This window comes from Kitasatospora sp. NPDC056138 (assembly GCF_042264695.1).
In the GTDB taxonomy this organism is placed as follows: domain Bacteria; phylum Actinomycetota; class Actinomycetes; order Streptomycetales; family Streptomycetaceae; genus Kitasatospora.
The window spans coordinates 52752-70755 of sequence record NZ_JBHJVK010000046.1; the positions used below are offsets into that span (position 1 = coordinate 52752).

The window sequence follows — 18004 nt, forward strand, 5'->3', positions numbered from 1 at the left end:
CACGCGCCGATCTCCCGATACGCCCTGCGCAGGTTGCAGGAGGGATGATGGACCCAAGGTGGCCGCTCCCGCCGCCCGCACCGAGTTGTGAAGGTACCCGGAAATGGCGCAGATCAATCCCAGCATCCTGTCCGCCGACTTCGCCCGTCTCGCCCAGGAGGCGGAGGCGGTCCGAGGCGCGGACTGGCTCCATGTGGACGTCATGGACAACCACTTCGTCCCCAACCTCACGCTGGGCGTGCCGATCGTCGAGTCGCTGGCCCGGGCCACCGACATCCCGCTCGACTGCCACCTGATGATCGAGCAGGCCGACCGCTGGGCGCCCCAGTACGTCGAGGCGGGCGCCGGTTCGGTGACCTTCCACGCCGAGGCCGCCGCCGCGCCCGTCCGTCTCGCCCGCGAGATCCGGGCCAAGGGCGCCCGCGCCTCGATGGCCCTCAAGCCGGCCACCCCGATCGAGCCGTACGAGGACCTGCTGCCCGAGCTCGACATGGTGCTGATCATGACCGTGGAACCGGGCTTCGGGGGCCAGGCGTTCCTGGACATCATGCTCCCCAAGATCCGCCGCACCCGTGAACTGATCGACAAGCACGGCCTGGACCTCTGGCTCCAGGTCGACGGAGGCGTCTCCGCCACCACCATCGAGCGCTGCGCCGAGGCCGGGGCGGACGTCTTCGTGGCCGGTTCGGCGGTGTACGGCGCGGCCGACCCGGCCGAGGCGGTCCGCGCCCTGCGGGCCCAGGCGGAGGCGGCGACGGCCACCGCGTCCTGGGGCTGCTCGCACTGACGGCTGCTCGCACCGGCGGCCGGGTGGCTTCGCGGCCCGCCGGTGCTGCGGTCCGGGGGCTGTGGTCCGGGGGCTGTGGTGCTGGGGTGTTGTGGCAATGCGGTGCTGCGGTGCTGTGGTGTTGTCGTGCTGCGGCTTCACGGCTTGACGGCTTCGCGGGTACTCGCCCGGGGTCGTAGTCGGACGGGACCCCGTCGGACGGGCGCCGACGGGGTCGGCACGCCAGGGGAGTTGACAGAGACTCGGTGGATTGCGAGGCGGCGGGACGGGTGTCGGCCGCACTGCTGCGGCCGGATCCGGGGTGACGGGGTGCGGTGTCGGCGCGCTCGGGTGCGGGCTGACGTTCCGTGGACCGTACGGTAGGACTCGGTACTGCCGTGAACCTCTCTGCCAGCCAGCCCTGGAGTGCGAATGAGCAACCTCGACCTCAAGCCCGCCACGACCCGTTGCGGCGGGGAGGCCAGTACCGGGCCGGTGAAGGAGCTCTTGACGGGCCGCCAGGTGAAGCTGGGCGAGTCCACCGCAGTGCGCCGACTGCTGCCCAACCTCGGCCGGCGGATGGTCGGTGCCTGGTGCTTCGTCGACCACTACGGTCCGGACGACATCGCGGACGAGCCCGGCATGCAGGTGCCCCCGCACCCGCACATGGGCCTGCAGACCGTCAGCTGGCTGCACGAGGGCGAGGTGCTGCACCGCGACAGCCTCGGCAGCCTGCAGACCGTACGGCCCTTCGAGCTCGGCCTGATGACCTCCGGCCGGGCGATCTCGCACTCGGAGGAGTCCCCGCGCGAGCACGCCCGGCTGCTGCACGGCGCACAGCTCTGGGTCGCGCTCCCCGACGAGCACCGGCACGCCGCTCCCGCCTTCGAGCACCACGCCGACCTGCCGAAGGTCACGGCGGCGGGCCTGGACACCACCCTGATCCTGGGCTCCCTGGACGGCGCGACCTCGCCCGGCCGGACGTACACGCCGCTGGTCGGCGCCGATCTGACGCTGCGTGAGGGGGCTGAGCACCGGCTGCCGCTGGAGCCGGAGTTCGAGTACGCGGTGCTCGCGATGACCGGCAGCGTGGACGTGGACGGCGTCCGGGTCGAACCCGACTCGATGCTCTACCTGGGCTGCGGGCGCCGCGAACTCCCGCTGCTGGCAAGGACGGACAGTTCGGTCCTGCTGATCGGCGGCGAGCCGTTCGACGAGAAGATCGTGATGTGGTGGAACTTCATCGGCCGGTTGGACGAGGACATCAGGCAGGCGCGCGAGGAGTGGATGACCGGCACCCGCTTCGGTGAGGTGCACGGCTACGACGGCGCCCGGCTGGCTGCTCCCGAGGTTCCTCCGGTGCCGCTGAAGCCGCGGGGGCGGGTGCGCTGAGCTGGGGCCTCGGGCCCAGGGCGGAGAGCCGTGAGTCGTGGTTGATCGCGGTTGGAGTAGTCCACGATCCACCGCTCCAACAGGCTGTCTGCACCTTCGAACGGCGGTCCCGTTGGTCGGCTGAGAGTCTCAGGTTCGGTCACCTCGTTGGCGATGAAGCGTCGGGCCCATACGGATGAGCTGAGCCCGACGCTCTGTCAGCGGTATCGGATCAGGTGCAGGGCGAGTACGCCCTGGGTCTCCATGGCTGCTGGTGCTCCGGTCATCGGGTCCAGCAGGACGAGGCCGCGTGTGGTGTGTGCCGCGTTGAGCAGCAGGCCGGTGGTTTCCCGGTTGTGGGTGGTGAGGCGGCGCACCCAAACGAGGGCTCGTACGCCTGGGGGCAGGGTGGCGAGTTCGGCCAGTACGGTTGGCCATTCGGTGTGGTCGGTGATGCGGATGGCGCCGCCGAGGTCGGTCAGGACACGGTCGAGCCAGTCGATGCGGCCGGGCGCCGGGGGGAGAAGGAGGTCTCCAGCACCGGGTGTTTCACCGGCAGACCAGCGGGTGAACCACTGCCAGGGATTGGAGTTGGGCAGAGGGAACGGTTCCTGGCGGTCTTTCGGGACGACCAGAGCCGCGTCGAGCAGAGCGTCTTCGCGGCGTCGACCGGCGAGGAACGCCCTGGTGTTGACGGGGAAGAGCCAGCCGCGCTCGTGTTCGTCGTCCGGTCGGGGGTCGGTGAGGACGACCTGCCCGGAGTACACCTCGTCCAGCCATGTCTGAGCCTTGCGCTTCGCGGAGTGGAAGTCCGGTGCCGCCCGTTGCCAGGGCTTGGTGAGCGTCTCGGGCACGGACGGCACACGGTGGAAACGGGCCAGTGTGATCCGTCGGACGTTCTGTGTCTCCAGTTCTGCCAGGCCACCCTGCTGCGGGTCGAGGACCACCACGTTGCCCTGGTTGTTGTGGGCGTAGAGCAGGTGCCCGGTGGCTTCCTCGCCGCCGAGTTCTCGGCGGAGCCACACGAGCCCCCGGGTGTCCGGGCCGGTGGCCTTCATGGCGGCGACGAGCTCGTCCCAGGAGGAGCAGACCGAGACGTCGGCGTCGCCGGCGAACCGCCGTCCGAGTCTCGCCCACCAACCCGGTGCTTCGTGGGAAGGGTGCCAGGGCAATGCGCTGGCCCGGGCGCCGTCGAGGGCGCAGTCCAGGGCGAGGACGCACCCGCGGGCGTTGGTCAGCTGCGCCTGGCGGCTGAGCCTGCGCGGGCTCGGATCCTCGGCCAGGGAGGCGAGGTCCGCCCATGGACGATGGGTGGCCGGGTGGAAGGGGGTCCGGCCGTCCACCGGGACCGCCAAGGTGGCGGTGAGCATGGGAGTCCGGGGGAAGCCCGGCTGGGCCAGCGTCTGGCAGCTGTAGAGGTAGGCCTGCGGGGACTGGGCCACGGGGTGGGGCTCCGTGAGCTCCACTTGGTTGTGATAGGTCGCGGCGAGCCAGGACCGGGCCTGTGCGGTGGCCGTGTTCACGGCTGCTTCCACGTTCGATCAGCCCTTGGTACCGCGCTGGGGAAGCTGGCCGGTGGCGAAGAAGACGCGCGATTCCTCGACGGACAGAGCGGTCGGCGCGAACCGCACCCGGGATCCGTCCTTGGGCACGACGAGGAGCCTGTTGAACGGTGCGAGCATGATGTCGCCGGTCTTCAGGTGTTCCTGGGAGTCGAACCGTACGGCCCACGCGTAGTCGTGTTCCACGGTGAGTTCGGGCTGGAGGACGATGGTCGGCGGGCCGTCGCCGTAGGTGCGCTTGAGGAACTCCGCGGCGCTGGCGTGGGCCTCGTCTTTGGACAGCATGTGGACTCGTTTCTCTCTGGCGTTCTAACGGTATGGCAGGTATCTGATGGAGACGGCGCCGGGTTCCAGGTTGCCCAGTGTGCCGGTCTGGCCGTCCAGGAAGACCACGCCGTTGGCATCGTTGACCACGTTGAACACATGGGCTGTTCCGTCCGCGCGTCCGATGTAGACCACGCCGCGGGAGCCTTCTCCCCGGGCCTTCATGTCCTGGATGATGTTGTCGTAGCTGTAGGCGTCCTCCCACGCGGCCTTCGGATTGCCGAGCTTCGCCGGGTCGGGCCAACGCGGTGCTTCGAGAGGGGCGGTGGAGACCTCGATGCCGTCCAGGCGGTGATTGACCGTGATCACGTTGTTCGAGCAGTTCTCCGTGAAGCCCGGCCGCTGCTCGGCCCAGCGGGGCGCGTTGATCTCACGCATCCACGGGTACTGGTCGTCCAGGAACCTCTGCGCCTCGAGGGGATCGACCGATCCGGCGTGGATGGCCCTGGATTCCACGCCTTCCGATGGTTGGGGGAGATGGTCCCAGGGGCCCGTTTCGACGGGCTCGGGCAGATCCTTCGCCGCGTTACCCGCGAGGTCTTCGGCCGCGTCCCTGGACGTGCTCTCGGCAATGTTGCGTGCGGCGTTCTCGCTGGCGTCCTCGGCGAGCCCCAGACCAGCGCGTTCGGCAACGGCAGCCGCCTCTCCGCCGCCACCCGTGGCGGCCCCGAAGGCGAGGTTGGTGACGAGCTTGCCGCCGGCCTCGAACGGGTCGGAGCCCCAGCCTGAGCCGACCACGGCGGACAGGAGTTCGGTGGGATGGTTCGCGGCGTGCACCAAGCCCGCGGCGGTGCTGGAGACATGGTCGGCGTACTGGGCGGGATGGGTCAGGTTGTAGGGGTCCATCGGGTCCAGGCCACGGCCGAACTTCACGATGTCGGCGGCACCCTTGACGATCCCACCGGCCACGTGCAACTGGCCGATCCTGGCGCCCTCGTAGGTGTCGGAAAGGTTGCTACCCATCCGGGACAGGAAGCTGGGCTCGGCCGGGGCGGTTCCAGTCACCGCATCGATCGCGGCCTTGGCTGACTCCGCCGCCTGGTCACGCTGCTGCCGGGCCGAGTGCAACAGTTCCCGCGCCTGCTTGACCCCCTCCTCGCCGGGATCGTGGAAGGCGCCAGGCGCGGTCGGCGCCGGCCCCGGGTCGTTGCCCGACCGGGCGTAATCACTCCAGGCCTTGGCCTCCTGGTTGTACCAGTCCACGTCGCGGTTGTACGCGGCGCGAGCCTGCTCGGACGCCTGCTTGGCGCTCTCGTAGGTATCGATTGCCTGCTGCGCCTGGGATTGCGCCCACTCGACGGTGCGCGCGTACTGCTCCAGTGCCCCTCCAGCGGCGCGGCACGCATCGGCTGCGGTGAGCCACTGCTTGGGATGCGGCGCGAACTTCGAACGGAACGCCTCGGCTGCCTGCCCCTGCCAGTGGTCCGAATCGAGCCGGCTCAGACCCTGGCCGGTCGACTCGAAGGCCGCCGAGAACTTCTGCAGGTGCTGTGCCGATTCGTCGACGGCCTTGACGTCACCGTGCACCAGTTCTTTCGGGTCGAGGGTGCTTCCCAGCTGGGCCTCGCCGACCTCGGCGCCCAGGCTGTCCGCGACGCTGTCGCCAAGGGAGTCGACCGCGTGGGCGACATCGTGCAGGCCCACCATGTCCAGGCCTTTTCCGGCCAGGTGCGCGCTGCCGTCGATCACGGTGCCCAGATCGGCTCTTGCCTTGCCGAAACCGTTTTCCAGCGCGTTTCCAGCGCTGTTGAGGAGGCTCCCGAGGCCCACCTCAGCCCCTGTCCCCGGTGCGCTGCTGCGGCGGAACTATGCGCGTTCCGAACGGGTCGGCCGGCGGCTGCCCGGACTCGCCGCCCAGGCCCAGCGCCTGGGGAGTCACGAAGCCCAGGCCCATGGTCAGGCCCGCCGGATGCTCCACCACATCCCGTGCCTCTCCCTGCCAGGTCCGCTTCATGTGCTTGGTGGCCGCGGCGGCGGACTCGGCGGAGAAGTCAGCGTCTCGGACCTGTGTGTAGGGGTTGTCCGACAGTGTCTTGCTCCAGGACTGCTTCTCCACCTGCTCCTGCGTCAGGTCGGGGTTCCCCATCGCGGCGTTCACGGCATCCTTCATCGCCCCCGACACGTACTGTTCCTGGTCGTGGTACAGGCCCGCCGACAGTCCGAGCCTTTCCGCGATCTCGTTCCCGTCCTGAACCAGCGAGCGCACGCCCCAGGCCCAGCGCTCGGCGAACTTCGAAAAGGAGTCGTGCAGCCCGCCGTGGCCGACCTGCACTCCCGAGAGGTCGATGTTCGAGAAACCCCGTCCGACCTCAGCGCTCTCATCAATGCCCAAGGTCTTCAGCTCACCGATCGCATTGTTGATCCCGTCAGCCGCCTTCGTCAGCGCGTTCGGATCCACGGAGTAGCTGTCAGCCACGGCGATCAGCGCCCCTGAGGGCGACAGTCGCCGGTCCCGGTACGCCCCCGGCCCCCGGAGGGAAGAACGCCGGCGAAGGACCCGCCACGTCCAGCACGACCCCGGCAGGCACGCCCAGCCCAGGCAGCGCCACATCCAACAGACGCGCTCCGTACACCGATACGTACGACCACTCATTCCCCGCGCCGCCGTCTCGCTCCACCGCGAACCGGGACAACGCCGCCTCGGACGAGAAGGCATACAGCCAGCGCACCCCACCCAGGTCCGCAGCCCACCAACTACCCTCAGCCGTGACCGGCACCATCACCGGGGCAGCCCGGAACTCTGCCAGCAACCCTGCGGGGTCGTACCGGTCCGACCCCAGCTCGGCTGCACGCGCAGCCAACCCTCCACCACCCATGAATGCCTCCCCTGCGTGATCACGATCTGTCAGACGGTAACTGGTGACGCAGTCAGCAAACCCCCGGTTCCATCAGTGCCGTTCGTGAAGCCCGCACGCGCCCGCGTGAAGACCGCACACAAACGGGCCTTCCTCTGCCGTCATACACCGTTCGCTCAACGGAAGTTCTGAGCTTCACGGTAGTGACCAGCACTGACATCAGGTCGAGACATCACAGACCGGACACCTGATCCGCTCGGCCTGGCGCACGCCGGATGCCTGGTGTCGTTGCCGTCGGCCACCTTCAACACGATCAACAAGTGAGCGGCCCGCATCTCCGACACCTTGGCGCTGGGCATTTTGTGTGAGGCGTATGGCCTCGGCATCCCGGTGGCGGTCCAGCGGTACCTCCACACGGCTCAGGCCGCCCATCCGGTGTACGCAAGGAGCTGGACACCCTGCGCTCGATGGATGTTCTGCTGGGTGGCTACGTTCCGCACAAGGCGAAGTCCGGCGGCAGCCGTGAACAGTACAACTGGACGGCTGTGCTCGATCTGTTCCGGCCTCCCTTGAAGGCGATCACCGAGCAGCCGTGGGCCAGCAGTCCGTGCCGCGGCAGGGGGAAGTCAGGTGGAGGTCATCGAGGTCTGGAGCGGCGGCTTCGCCTGCGTGCTCCAAGCCGCTCTGCGTGACACCAACGAGGGCTTTGCCGCCCGGCTCGGCATCGCGCCGCGAACTGTGGCCATCTGGCATGCCGATCCGGCGGCGGTACCGCGGACCGAAATGCAGCAGTTGCTCGACCAGGCCTACGAGCAGGCGCCGGCTTCGGTCCGGCAACGGTTCGCTCTATTGGCGGCCGGTGAACGTCGGCCAGTTGAAGCACAGGCTGCTGCGCGAGCCGCTCAGGTTCTGCTCGTGGCAATCGCGGTGGTGGTCCGTGACGCTGAAGCGCTGCTGGTCTGCCGGCGAGATGATGAGGCCTCCGGCATCACCTCGCAGTTCCCGGCTGGTGCCATCGAGCCGGGAGCAAGGCCGGAGACGGCGACGGTGCGGGAGACGCTGGCGGAGACCGGCGTCCACTGTGCCATTCGCTCCCGAAGAGTCGGCCGAGCTGGTCTGGATCACCCGCGATGAGATCACCGACTATGTGCCGTACGGTCTGTTCGAGCCGGTGCAGGCATATCTGAACGATGCTTTGGCCACTCCGGCCGAGTGATCCATCCACAGCTGGCACGGTGTCTGATGCCAGCAACGCTGACCTGGTGGAGTTGGAAGGCCGGTATCAGCAGACGAACCGTCATGAATCGGGTAGTCACGCCGGTCTGCCTGGTGATCGAGGTCGCCCTCCTCGCCTCGACATGGCTTCGCGCGGGCGACCTTGACCAAGCGCGTGCGGCGGGCTGCGAGGCCGTGGGTCACGCTGCCCGAACCTCGTCGGGACGTTGTGCCCAACGGGCTGCCGGTCTTCTCGTCGGACTCGAAGCCCGTGCCGATTGCTCCCCAGTGGCAGAGCTGCGCGGGTTCGCCGGCACGTCCTGTGCGCCTTCGATCGGCCTGCCGAAAGCAGGTCGTAGGCACCGGGACCGTGGGACGAGGTGGGGGTGACGCGGCGGGGCCTGGCACCGAGGCGTCGGCCGACCGTCGGCGCAGGGCGGCCAGATCCTCCGGCGGGTTGCGGTCAACACGGCCCCGGTGCGTGCTGCGCCGCTGGGGAGGCCAGGGCGCCGTCGGTTGCCGCGAGGGCCGGCGTTCAGCTGTGGGCGGTGGCCTGCCGGGCGGCCAGGGGCTTGAGCGGGGCGGCCTGGAGCATGACCGCGATCTCGGCGAACTCCTCGATCAGCCGGCTGCGCCGGTTGCGGTCCCAGGCGAGCGCCACCTGGCTGGGGGACAGGCCGTGGACGGGGAGATGAGTGACGTCCGGGCGGGTGTAGAAAGTCGCGACGGAGAGCGGGAGGACGACGATGCCGTGGCCCGCGGCCACGTACTCCAGCTTCTCCTCGACGGTGCGGATGGCCTGGACGGGCGGCCACGTCCGGCCGTGCCGCAGGGCGGCCGCGTCCTGCGGCAGCAGCACGGCATCGGGGTTCTGCAACAACTGCTCTCCGGCCAGGTCGGCGAGGGTGACCCCGTTGCGCCCGGCCAGCCGATGGTCGGCCGGAAGCACCACCACGCGGGGTTCGGCCAGCAGCGGCAGGACGGTCAGCCCGCGCTGGTCGACCGGCAGCCGGAGGTAGCCGACGTCCACCCGGCCGTCGCTGATCACCTGGACCTGGTCGTCCCAGCTGGTACGGAGCACCTCGACCGACAGCTCGGGGTGGTGCTCCGACAGGACCCGGACGGCCGGGGTGACGATGAGGCCGGGCATGAAGCCGACGGTGAAGCCGAGCGGCCCCGACCCGCCGGCCCGGCCGACCCGGCGGCGTACCGCCTCGGCGTTCGCCAGCAGCGGTCCGGCATCGGCCAGCAACTGCTCACCCGCCGGGGTCAGACTGATCGTACGCCGGGTTCGAACGAACAGTTGAGCACGTAACTCCCGCTCCAGCGCCATGATCTGACGGGACAGCACCGACTGGGCGATGTGCAGGGCCTCGGCGGCCCGGCCGAAATGCTGCCGTTCCGCGACAGCCACGAAGTAGCGAAGTTTCCGCAGGTCCAGATCCACCGGGCAGGCCTCCTCAGGCGTGATGCCCGCAGGGTATGACAGCTTCGGGAATGTGTCTTGGACACCGGAACGCGAACGACCGCATGGTGAGCAGGAGTCGTTGATCCGGTGGCGAGAGGAAGAGCTGGTGATATTCCCGGAGGAATCGGGTCTGGCCGGGCGGGTGGTGCTGCTGACCGGGGCATCCGGCGGGATCGGCGGTGCGCTGGGCCGCCGGCTGATCTCGGCGGGGGCACGGGTGGCCTTCGCGGCCGGCAGCCGCTATGCCGAGGCGGAGCTGCTGGCCGAGGAGGCCTGGGAGATCGGGCTCGATGCGGTAGCCCTCGAGGGGGACCTGGCCGATCCGCGGACACCGGAACGGCTGGTCCGGGAGACCGTGGACGCGCTCGGCCCGATCGACGTGCTGATCCCCAACGCCGGCTGCGCGCCCCGGCGGATCCGCCTGGCCGTCGACACGAGGACCTGGGACCGCACCCTCGCGGTGAACCTCCGTGCACCCTTCCTGCTGGCGCAGGAGGTGATCCCGGCGATGATGGCGCGCCGGTACGGCCGGCTCGTCTTCATCTCCTCGACCGCCGCCTTCATCGGCGGCATCGTCGGCCCGCACTACGCGGCCTCCAAGGCCGGGTTGCACGGTCTGGTGCACTCCCTGGCGCCACAGGTCGCCGGGCACGGGGTGACGGTCAACGCGGTGGCACCGGCACTGATCGAGAACACCCGGATGCTGCCCTCGCTCACCGAGGGCAGCCTCTCCCCCGCCGTCCCGGTCGGCCGTTACGGACGCCCGGAGGAGGTCGCCGACCTGGTGATGGCGGTGCTGCGCAACGGCTACCTCACCAACCAGGTGCTCGGGCTGGACGGCGGCATCCATCCCCGCTGACGGAGAACTGACACGGTATTTCCGCGAGACCGAGGTGAATGCCGGATATCCGACAGCCGTTCGCCCAGAAACTGAACCGATGATTCCGCATTATCGTTGCGAGTCGGTGGAGTTCCGGAGAAGTGCAGGTCAGGCAGGTTTGTCGGGCCCCGGTGGGCCGCCGGCTGGGGACCTGTCCGAAAAGTCCGAGGCTAGGCTGGTCGTATGGAGAACTTACCTGACGGAAGGAACCAGCTGCGGGTCCGACGGACGGAGCTGCAAGCCTTTCTGCGGAGCCGCCGCGCCGCGCTCAAACCGGAGGACGTCGGCCTCCCCTCGACCGGCTTCCGGCGCACTCCCGGACTGAGACGGGAGGAGGTGGCGGTCCTCGCCGGTATCGGCGTCTCCTGGTACACCTGGCTCGAACAGGGCCGGGACATCAGGGTCTCGCCCGAGGTCCTGGACGCGGTGAGCCGGGCCCTGCGGCTGGGCGAGCCGGAGCGGGCCCACCTGCACCGGCTGGCAGGTCTCAACTCGCCCCTGCCACGCGACGCCCACACCGAGGGGATCCCGCCGAGGCTCCAGCGGATCGTCGACCGCTGGATGCCGTTCCCGGCCAAGCTGGTCGACCGCTACGGCAACATCCCGGTGTTCAACAAGGCGGCCCGCGAGGTGTTCGGGCTGACCGAGGCGAACAACAACCAGGCGGTCCGGTTCTTCCTCGACGCCGAGTGGCGCGGCAGGTTTCCGGATGTCGAGGCGGTGGCCGGCGAGGTCATCGGGTTCCTCCGGGCCCAGGCGGCGCGCTATCCGGACGACCACCACTTCATGGACATCGCCCAGCGGCTGCGCACGGAGAGCCCGCTGTTCCGGACCTACTGGGACCGGCACGAGATCAGCCTGGCCACCCGGGCGAGCAAGACCGTCATGCATCCCCGGTTCGGCCCGCTCTCCTTCGAGCACACCGCGCTGGACCTGAGCGAGACGCCGCACCTCAGACTGCACCTGTACGCACCGGACGAGCAGACGGCCGACGCGGCCGCCTTCAAGCTGCTGCTGCGGCAACTCCTCGGCCCCGACCGCGCAGTGGCCTGATCCGGCCCACCGGTCGATGACCGCTCCCCTCCGGGGCGGGTGAGGCGTTCACGCGCCCACCCGCCCCGGTTCGACGTGTCCGATTACCGGTTCCTGGTGTTGCTGCCACCACCATGATCTGACACTGCCACCCGGGACGGACCCGATCTAGCGTCTCTCTGGGCGAAGGCGGACCCGGCCCGCACACGATGCGGGCCGGGTCCGGAGGTTCATCGCCCGACGAACCAGAAGTTCGGTCACAAGGGGGCGCGAAGGTGAAGTTGGCAGTCTCGGGTACGTACTCGTCCGGCAAGACGTTCACGGTGATGGCACTCTCGCACCTGACCGGCATGCCGCGGACCCTGGCCAAGACCATGCGGGAGATCCTCCCCGAAGCACTGCCGGGGAAGGCGCTCGCGGAATGCACTCCGCCGGAGTTCCTCCAACTGGTGATGCGCCGTCACGTCGAACGCGCGGTGCACGAGAACCTCCTCGGCGACGGTTTCGTCTCCGACGGCTCGTCGCTGCAGGAGTGGATCTACGGCACCCTCAGGGTCCGTGCGGGCATCAACCCGACCGCCTCCGCCCACCTCGCCGAGGGCCAGGTCGTGCCCCGGACCGCGGAGATGGACTTCTTCGAGCAGGTGATGGTCCAGTACGGCGTCGCCTTCAAGCAGCACGTCGCGAGGACGTACGACACCTTCGTGCACCTGCGCAACGAACTGCCGATCGTGGCCGACGGCCACCGGCCGATGAACGCTCAGTTCCGGCGGCTCTGCGACGAGATGCTGCTGAGCAGTTTCCAGGAGATCGGAGTCCCGTACCACGTGATCGGCGGCACGATCGCCGAGCGGCTGCAGCAGATCGTCAAGCTGCTCGACCTGCCGACGCTGCTCCCCGTCGATGAGGCGATCCGGCGGGCGAAGGCCGACTACGGCCAGCAGGACCTGCGGCTGGAGACCGAGCGGGTCCCCGCCGGGACGCGAGGAGCACAGTGACCGGCACCGGGCGCCGGGCGGCCCTCTTCGACGTCGACGAGACGCTGACCACCGTGGTCAGCGTGCTCGGCTTCCTCCGGTTCGACCTCGCCGCCCGCGGCCTGCCGGACTCGGCGTTCGACGAGGCCATGGCCCGTCTCGCCGATGCCCGGAGCAACGGCCGGCGGGAAGAGGCCAATCTGCTCTACTACCGCAACTACGCGGGCCGGCCGGCGGCCGAACTGGCCGCGCTGGGACGGGAGTGGTTCGACCGGGAGCTCGCCGGCGGCTCACTCTTCCACCGGCGTGCGCTGGCGGCCTTCCGGGGGCACCAGCGGCAGGGGCACCTGACGGTGCTGGTGTCCGGCTCCTTCGCGCCGTGCCTTGACCCGATCGCCCGGTTCCTCGGCGCGGACCTGATGATCTGCGCCCGGCCCACGGTCGCCGACGGCGTCTACACCGGCGAGCTCCCGCACCCGATGATCGGCCGGCACAAGGCGGAGGCGCTCGCCGAGGCCGCCCGTACGCACGGGCTCGACCTCACCCGGTCGTGGGCGTACGGGGACCACATCTCCGACCTGCCCCTGCTGGAGTCGGTCGGGCACCCGGTCGTGGTCGCCAACGCGGATCCGGCGCTGGTGGCGCAGGCCCGGAGCCGGACGTGGACCTGCTGGGCCGACGCCCCGGCACCCGTACCGGCCTGACCGCGCAGCGGCCGACGCCACCGCTCCTCACATCCCCGACCACCGCCCCGGAGAGCACAGATGAACGACCACGAGTCCGCCGGCCTGCTGCGGAAGGAGGCCGGCGAGGTCTTCCGCCGGCTCACCGGCGACACTGCCGCCGCAGCACCGTGGGAGGCGCTGGACGAGACCGCCCCGGCGCTCGCCGACACCGTCGTCTTCGGCCTGGCCGCAGTGGTCGGCCGCCCCGGCCTCGACCTGCGCACGCGCCAACTGGTGACGGTCGCCGTGCTGGCCGCCCTCGGCGGCTGCGACGGCCAACTCGCCTTCCACGTCGGTGGAGCGCTGCGCAACGGAGCGAGGGCGGAGGAGGTCGTCGAGACGCTGAGCCAGGTCGCGCTCTACGCCGGCGTGCCTCGCGCGATCAACGCCGTGGCCATCGCGCACGACGCCATCGCGAAGTTCCAGAACCGCTGACCCGCGGCCGCCGTGAACGGCAGCACACCGAGATGAAAGGACCACAGATGCCCGCCGACGAGCAGCTCCCGGCCCAGCCCGGCGCCGGCCGCGCCCCCGTCCCGCAGGTGCTGATCGTGGGCGCCGGGCCCATCGGCATGGCGCTGGCCTGCGAACTCCTCCAGCAGAACGTGACCGTGCGGCTGATCGACCGTCAGGAGCGTGTCGACACCAGCGACCCGCACTCCAAGGCCGTCCTCGTCTGGCCGCGCAACCTGGAGATGCTCCGGCGGATCGGGATCGCCGACACCCTGGTCCGGGAGGGCCGGCGGACCTCCGGCCTCAGCTACTACTCCGAGGGCCGACTGCTCGGCACCGCCGACCTCAGTACCCTCGACGACTCGCCCTACCCCTTCATCCTGGCGCTGCCGCAGCGCGACACCGAGCGCATCCTGCGCGGGCGGCTGGCCGAACTCGGCGGGGTCGTCGAGCGCGGGGTCGAGCTGGTCACGCTGGACGCCTCCGGGACGTACCCGCAGGCCGCGCTCAAGCACCCCGACGGCACCAGCGAGACGGTCGAGCCGCAGTGGCTGGTCGGCGCGGACGGGCCCGCCAGTACCGTACGGGGCGAGCTCGGGATCCGCTTCGACGGGGAGGAGATCGACGTCACCTACGCCATCGGCGACGTACCGCTCTCCGGGGACGTACCGCCGCTCGGCCAGTACTACTACTGCCGCGACGGCGTCGCCGCGATCGTGCCGCTGAACAACGGCCGCTACCGGTTCGCCGCCACCACCCCGCACCGGCACGAGGAGGACGGCAACCCCTCGCGCGAGCTGATCCAGCACATCCTCAGCTCCCGCTCCCGGCGCAACATCCAGGTGGGCACACCGGACTGGACCCGGGCCTTCCGGCCGCGGCTCGGCATCGCCGAGACCTTCCGCAAGGGCCGGTGCTTCCTGGTCGGCGACGCCGCGCACGTGGTGAGCCCGGCCGGCGGCCAGGGGCTCAACGTCGGCCTGATGGACGTCGCCAACCTCGGCTGGAAGCTGGCCGGAGTGGCCAACGGCACCCTGCGGGAGTCCATCCTGGACAGCTACGCCCCCGAGCGGCAGGCCGGCGCCACCCGTCTCTCGCGCACCTCGGCGGCCCAGGCCCGGTTCGCACTCCAGCGCAGCGCGACGCGGATCGCCGTCCGCGACACGCTCTTCACCGCCGCCTGCAGCACCGGGCTGGTCAGCCGGATGGTGGTGCCGCTGCTGAGCCAGATCGACGTCAGCTACGGCCGGCTCGCCACCGAGCCGATCCTGCTGCGCCACCCGCGGCCGATCGAGCCGGGCCAGCGCGTCCCGCTGTTCGTCCCACCGGAGTCGGACTCGGGCATGCCGGCCCTCGACCCCGCGTACTACACCGTGCTGATCTGGCCGGGACGGCGCCCGAAGGCCGACTGGACGCAGCGGACCCGGCAGTTGCGCGAGAAGCTCGACCCCGGGATCACCGTGCTCGACCTCGCGCGGGTCTCCGGCAGGCCGGCCCGGATCCTCGACCGCACCTTCGGACGGAACCCCGCCTTCGCGGTGGTCCGACCCGACGGCCACCTCGCCCTGCTGGCCGGTGCGGACCGCCCCGACCAGGTGGTCGGCTTCCTCCGCAGCGCCCGGCCGACCGGTTCCGAGGCGCTCGCCCCCGCCGCCGACTGACCGAGCCCCCGACACCGCGTCCTGACGGAAGGACAGCCATGACCCCCCGAACCCCGGCCCGCGACCCGGGTCCGGCGCCGGCGGCCGCCCCGACCGGCCCCGGACCCGTCCCCGGCGCGGGTATCGACCCCCGCCTGGTGACCCTGTTCTCCTGGGCCTGCGGTCTCGCCGTCGCCAACCTGTACTACGTGCAGCCGCTGCTCAACGGAATCGCCGAGTCCTTCCGGCTCGGCAGCGGGGCGACCTCCCTGACCACCACCGTCGGGCAGCTCGGGTACGCGGCCGGGCTCGCCCTGCTGGTGCCGCTCGGGGACGTCACGGAACGCCGCCGGATCGTCGTGGCGATGCTCTGCGTGACGGCCGCCGCCTGCGGCGCCGCTGCGGCCGCGCCCGGCTTCGCCGTGCTGGTGACGGCGATGGCGGTGCTGTCGATGTGCACCGTGGTCGGGCCCATGCTGGTCGCCTTCGCCGCCACCCTGGCCGGCGCGGAGGAGCGCGGAAAGGTCTCCGGGCGGGTCATGAGCGGGCTGCTGCTGGGCATCCTCTTCGCCCGCACCGGCAGCGGACTGCTCGGCAACTGGGCCGGCTGGCGGGCGGTCTTCGTCGCGGCCGGGGTGCTCACCCTGCTGCTCGCCGCCGTGCTGAGGCTGCGGCTGCCGAAGGTGGCCCCGGCCACCCGCCTCTCCTACCCGGCGCTGCTCGGCTCGGTCGTCACGATCCTCCGGGAGGAGCGGGTGCTGCGGCGGCGCTGTCTGCTGGGCTTCGTCACCTTCGCCGGCTTCAACGCCTTCTGGGCCTCGGCCGCCTTCCTGCTGGCCCAGCCGCCGTACTCCTTCGACGCGGCGCTGATCGGCCTGGTCGGCCTGGTCGGCGCGGTCGGGGCGTACGCGGCCCGGATCGCCGGCCGGTTCGCCGACCGGCAGCTGGACCGGCCGGCCACCGGCGTGCTGCTGGTGGCGGTGCTCGGCAGCTGGGGCCTGCTGGCCCTGAACGGCGGCCACTGGCTGGTCCCCCTGCTCCTCGGGGTGGTCCTGCTCGACCTGGGTGTCCAAGGCGTCCAGGTCACCAACCTCAGCGTGATCTACCGGCTGCGGGCGGACGCGCGCAGCCGGATCACCACCGCGTACACCACCACGTACTTCGTCGGCGGCTTCGCCGGATCCGCCGCCTCGGGCGCCGCGTACGCGGCGGCGGGCTGGGGCGCGGTCTGCGCGGTGGGCGCCGGGCTGGCCCTGCTGGCGCTGCTGGTGTGGGCGTTCGACGCCCGGGCCGGCCGCCGGGCGGCCGCCGTCTGAGCAGGACCGGGCTCGTCTGCCGGTCCCCGCAGGTCGGGCGGACCAAGCCGCTCGACCATCCGAACGACGACGGCCCGATCCTCGGGCCGTCACCTGAGAAATGGGAGAACTGCCTTGACCACTCAGCGGACCCTGGTCCGTGGCGGCTGGATCGTCACCATGGACGCCCAGAACCGCGAACTCCCGACGGGCGACGTGCTCATCGAGGACGGCCGGATCACCGCCGTCGGGACCGACCTCCAGCCGACCGGCGAGTTCGAGACGATCGACGCCTCGGGGACGTTCGTCCTGCCCGGCCTGGTGGACGCCCACCGGCACACCTGGCAGACCAACCTGCGCCAGTCGAACTCCGAGGCCTCCATCATGGAGTACGTCGGGCAGACCCTGGTCGGCCTCGGCGACCGGGTCCGTCCGGAGGACGTCTACGCCGGCACCTACCTCGGCGCGCTCACCGCGCTCAACGCCGGCATCACCACGGTGCTCGACTGGGCCCACGCGATGAACTCGCCCGAGCACGCCGACGCCGCCGTCGAGGCGCTGCAGGACGCGGGCGTCCGCGCGGTGTTCGGCCACGCCTGGCCGATCGGCTCGAAGCTCGACTTCACCGCCACCCACCCGGCCGACCTGCGCCGCGTCCGCGAGCAGCTGCTGCCCTCGGACGACGGGCTGGTCACCCTCGCCATGGCCGCCAAGGGCCCGGACTACTCCGGCATCGACAACGCGGTCAAGGACTTCGCCTTCGCCCGCGAACTCGGCATCCCGATCACCACGCACCTGTCCACGGGCCGGCCCGGCCCGGAGCACCAGGGCGTCCAGCTGCTCCACCAGGCCGGCCTGCTCGGCCCGGACCTGAACCTGGCGCACGTCAACGGTGCGGAGCCCGACGCGCTCAAGCTGCTCGCGGACTCCGGCACCACCGTCTCGATCTGCCCGCAGATCGAGCTGACCATGCCCGGGCTGGGCGGCAACGTCGCCGTCCGGCGGCTGCGGACCGCAGGCATCAACCCCGGCCTCGGCATCGACACCGAGATGGAGTCCAGCGGCGACCTGTTCACCCAGATGCGCTTCGCGCTGGCCGCCGACCGCGCCGACACGCCGGACGGCGAACCGGTGCTGCCGGCCCAGGCCGTGCTGCGGATGGCCACCGTCGAGGGCGCCCGCACGGTGCACCTCGGCGACCGGACGGGCTCCATCGAGCCGGGCAAGGCCGCCGACCTGGTGCTGGTGCGCACCGGCGACATCGACCTGGCCCCGGTCGCCACCGCCGCCGAGTCGCTCGTCCTGGCCGCACACGCCGGCAACGTGGACACCGTGCTCGTCGCCGGACGGACCGTCAAGCGCGGCGGCCGCCTGCTCGCCGACACCGCCCGCGCCCGCGAGCTCGCCCTCGCCTCCGTCGCCCACCTGCGGGCAGCAGGGGAGTGACCGGCCGCGGGGGCGGGCCCGGGGGGGGGGGGGCGCCCCCCCCCCCCCGGCGCGG

At 70.9% G+C, this 18004-nt stretch carries 16 protein-coding genes and 1 pseudogene; 11 read left to right on the forward strand and 6 right to left on the reverse strand.

The genetic code is table 11. From position 1 onward, the window contains the following. Positions 1–103: 103 nt before the first annotated feature. Both rpe and ACFC1R_RS25520 read left to right on the forward strand, forming a co-directional pair. The gene (gene rpe / locus ACFC1R_RS25515; RefSeq protein ID WP_375942325.1) at positions 104–787 is read left to right on the forward strand and encodes a ribulose-phosphate 3-epimerase; all 684 of its coding nucleotides are present in this window, start codon (positions 104–106) and stop codon (positions 785–787) included. Positions 788–1198: 411 nt separating this feature from the next. Further along, positions 1199–2158 carry a pirin family protein gene (locus ACFC1R_RS25520; protein WP_375942327.1) on the forward strand — a complete coding sequence of 320 codons (960 nt, stop codon included), beginning with the start codon at positions 1199–1201 and terminating at the stop codon, positions 2156–2158. A gap of 197 nt (positions 2159–2355) precedes the next feature. Here the strand turns inward: ACFC1R_RS25520 and ACFC1R_RS25525 are convergent, their stop codons facing one another. The 5 genes from ACFC1R_RS25525 to ACFC1R_RS25545 are packed head-to-tail and all read right to left on the reverse strand — an operon-like array spanning position 2356 to position 6839. Next, entirely contained in the window at positions 2356–3660 is a 1305-nt protein-coding gene (locus tag ACFC1R_RS25525) for a YrhB domain-containing protein (protein WP_375942329.1), read from the reverse strand. A gap of 18 nt (positions 3661–3678) precedes the next feature. Beyond that, a complete protein-coding gene (locus ACFC1R_RS25530; protein ID WP_375942331.1) occupies positions 3679–3984 on the reverse strand; it encodes a YrhB domain-containing protein in 306 nt (101 codons plus the stop codon). Between the two features lie 24 nt (positions 3985–4008). Continuing rightward, on the reverse strand, positions 4009–5793 hold the full coding sequence (locus ACFC1R_RS25535; protein WP_375942332.1) for a putative T7SS-secreted protein: 1785 nt from the start codon (positions 5791–5793) through the stop codon (positions 4009–4011). Position 5794: 1 nt separating this feature from the next. Then, on the reverse strand, positions 5795–6439 hold the full coding sequence (locus ACFC1R_RS25540; protein WP_375942334.1) for a hypothetical protein: 645 nt from the start codon (positions 6437–6439) through the stop codon (positions 5795–5797). Beyond that, complete coding sequence (locus ACFC1R_RS25545; protein WP_375942336.1) at positions 6432–6839, reverse strand: SseB family protein; 408 nt, start codon at positions 6837–6839, stop codon at positions 6432–6434. Before ACFC1R_RS25545 ends, ACFC1R_RS25540 begins: the two co-directional genes overlap by 8 nt. A gap of 609 nt (positions 6840–7448) precedes the next feature. Here ACFC1R_RS25545 and ACFC1R_RS25550 point away from each other — a divergent pair. Beyond that, positions 7449–7910, forward strand: a pseudogene (locus ACFC1R_RS25550) (NUDIX hydrolase); the annotation flags it as partial. A 658-nt stretch (positions 7911–8568) separates the two neighbouring features. Here ACFC1R_RS25550 and ACFC1R_RS25555 read toward each other — a convergent pair. Continuing rightward, on the reverse strand, positions 8569–9480 hold the full coding sequence (locus ACFC1R_RS25555; protein ID WP_375942338.1) for a LysR family transcriptional regulator: 912 nt from the start codon (positions 9478–9480) through the stop codon (positions 8569–8571). Positions 9481–9607: 127 nt separating this feature from the next. Between ACFC1R_RS25555 and ACFC1R_RS25560 the strand changes: the two genes are divergently transcribed. The 8 genes from ACFC1R_RS25560 (at position 9608) to ACFC1R_RS25595 (ending at position 17949) form a co-directional block, all read left to right on the forward strand. Further along, entirely contained in the window at positions 9608–10360 is a 753-nt protein-coding gene (locus tag ACFC1R_RS25560) for an SDR family NAD(P)-dependent oxidoreductase (RefSeq protein ID WP_375942340.1), read from the forward strand. 204 nt (positions 10361–10564) lie between these two features. Then, positions 10565–11434 carry a helix-turn-helix transcriptional regulator gene (locus ACFC1R_RS25565; protein ID WP_375942342.1) on the forward strand — a complete coding sequence of 290 codons (870 nt, stop codon included), beginning with the start codon at positions 10565–10567 and terminating at the stop codon, positions 11432–11434. Between the two features lie 254 nt (positions 11435–11688). Continuing rightward, positions 11689–12411, forward strand: coding sequence for an AAA family ATPase (locus tag ACFC1R_RS25570; protein ID WP_375942344.1), 723 nt, complete (start codon positions 11689–11691; stop codon positions 12409–12411). Then, positions 12408–13094, forward strand: a complete 687-nt coding sequence (locus tag ACFC1R_RS25575; protein WP_375942346.1) for an HAD family hydrolase — start codon at positions 12408–12410, stop codon at positions 13092–13094. Before ACFC1R_RS25570 ends, ACFC1R_RS25575 begins: the two co-directional genes overlap by 4 nt. Positions 13095–13154: 60 nt before the next feature. Next, positions 13155–13550: a carboxymuconolactone decarboxylase family protein gene (locus ACFC1R_RS25580; protein ID WP_375942348.1), complete on the forward strand. Its 396-nt coding sequence runs from the start codon at positions 13155–13157 to the stop codon at positions 13548–13550. Between the two features lie 47 nt (positions 13551–13597). Further along, positions 13598–15229 carry an FAD-dependent monooxygenase gene (locus ACFC1R_RS25585; protein WP_375942350.1) on the forward strand — a complete coding sequence of 544 codons (1632 nt, stop codon included), beginning with the start codon at positions 13598–13600 and terminating at the stop codon, positions 15227–15229. Between the two features lie 38 nt (positions 15230–15267). Next, positions 15268–16524, forward strand: coding sequence for an MFS transporter (locus ACFC1R_RS25590; RefSeq protein ID WP_375942351.1), 1257 nt, complete (start codon positions 15268–15270; stop codon positions 16522–16524). A 114-nt stretch (positions 16525–16638) separates the two neighbouring features. Next, positions 16639–17949 carry an amidohydrolase family protein gene (locus tag ACFC1R_RS25595; protein WP_375942353.1) on the forward strand — a complete coding sequence of 437 codons (1311 nt, stop codon included), beginning with the start codon at positions 16639–16641 and terminating at the stop codon, positions 17947–17949. The last annotated feature ends 55 nt before the right edge of the window (positions 17950–18004 follow it).

What these genes read in the sequence shown, in the direction of transcription:
- rpe (WP_375942325.1), top strand. Translation starts at nt 104, where the DNA reads ATGGCGCAGATCAATCCCAGCATCCTGTCCGCCGACTTCGCCCGTCTC.
- ACFC1R_RS25520 (WP_375942327.1), top strand. Translation starts at nt 1,199, where the DNA reads ATGAGCAACCTCGACCTCAAGCCCGCCACGACCCGTTGCGGCGGGGAG.
- ACFC1R_RS25530 (WP_375942331.1), bottom strand. Translation starts at nt 3,984, where the DNA reads ATGCTGTCCAAAGACGAGGCCCACGCCAGCGCCGCGGAGTTCCTCAAG.
- ACFC1R_RS25545 (WP_375942336.1), bottom strand. Translation starts at nt 6,839, where the DNA reads ATGGGTGGTGGAGGGTTGGCTGCGCGTGCAGCCGAGCTGGGGTCGGAC.
- ACFC1R_RS25565 (WP_375942342.1), top strand. Translation starts at nt 10,565, where the DNA reads ATGGAGAACTTACCTGACGGAAGGAACCAGCTGCGGGTCCGACGGACG.
- ACFC1R_RS25580 (WP_375942348.1), top strand. Translation starts at nt 13,155, where the DNA reads ATGAACGACCACGAGTCCGCCGGCCTGCTGCGGAAGGAGGCCGGCGAG.
- ACFC1R_RS25585 (WP_375942350.1), top strand. Translation starts at nt 13,598, where the DNA reads ATGCCCGCCGACGAGCAGCTCCCGGCCCAGCCCGGCGCCGGCCGCGCC.
- ACFC1R_RS25590 (WP_375942351.1), top strand. Translation starts at nt 15,268, where the DNA reads ATGACCCCCCGAACCCCGGCCCGCGACCCGGGTCCGGCGCCGGCGGCC.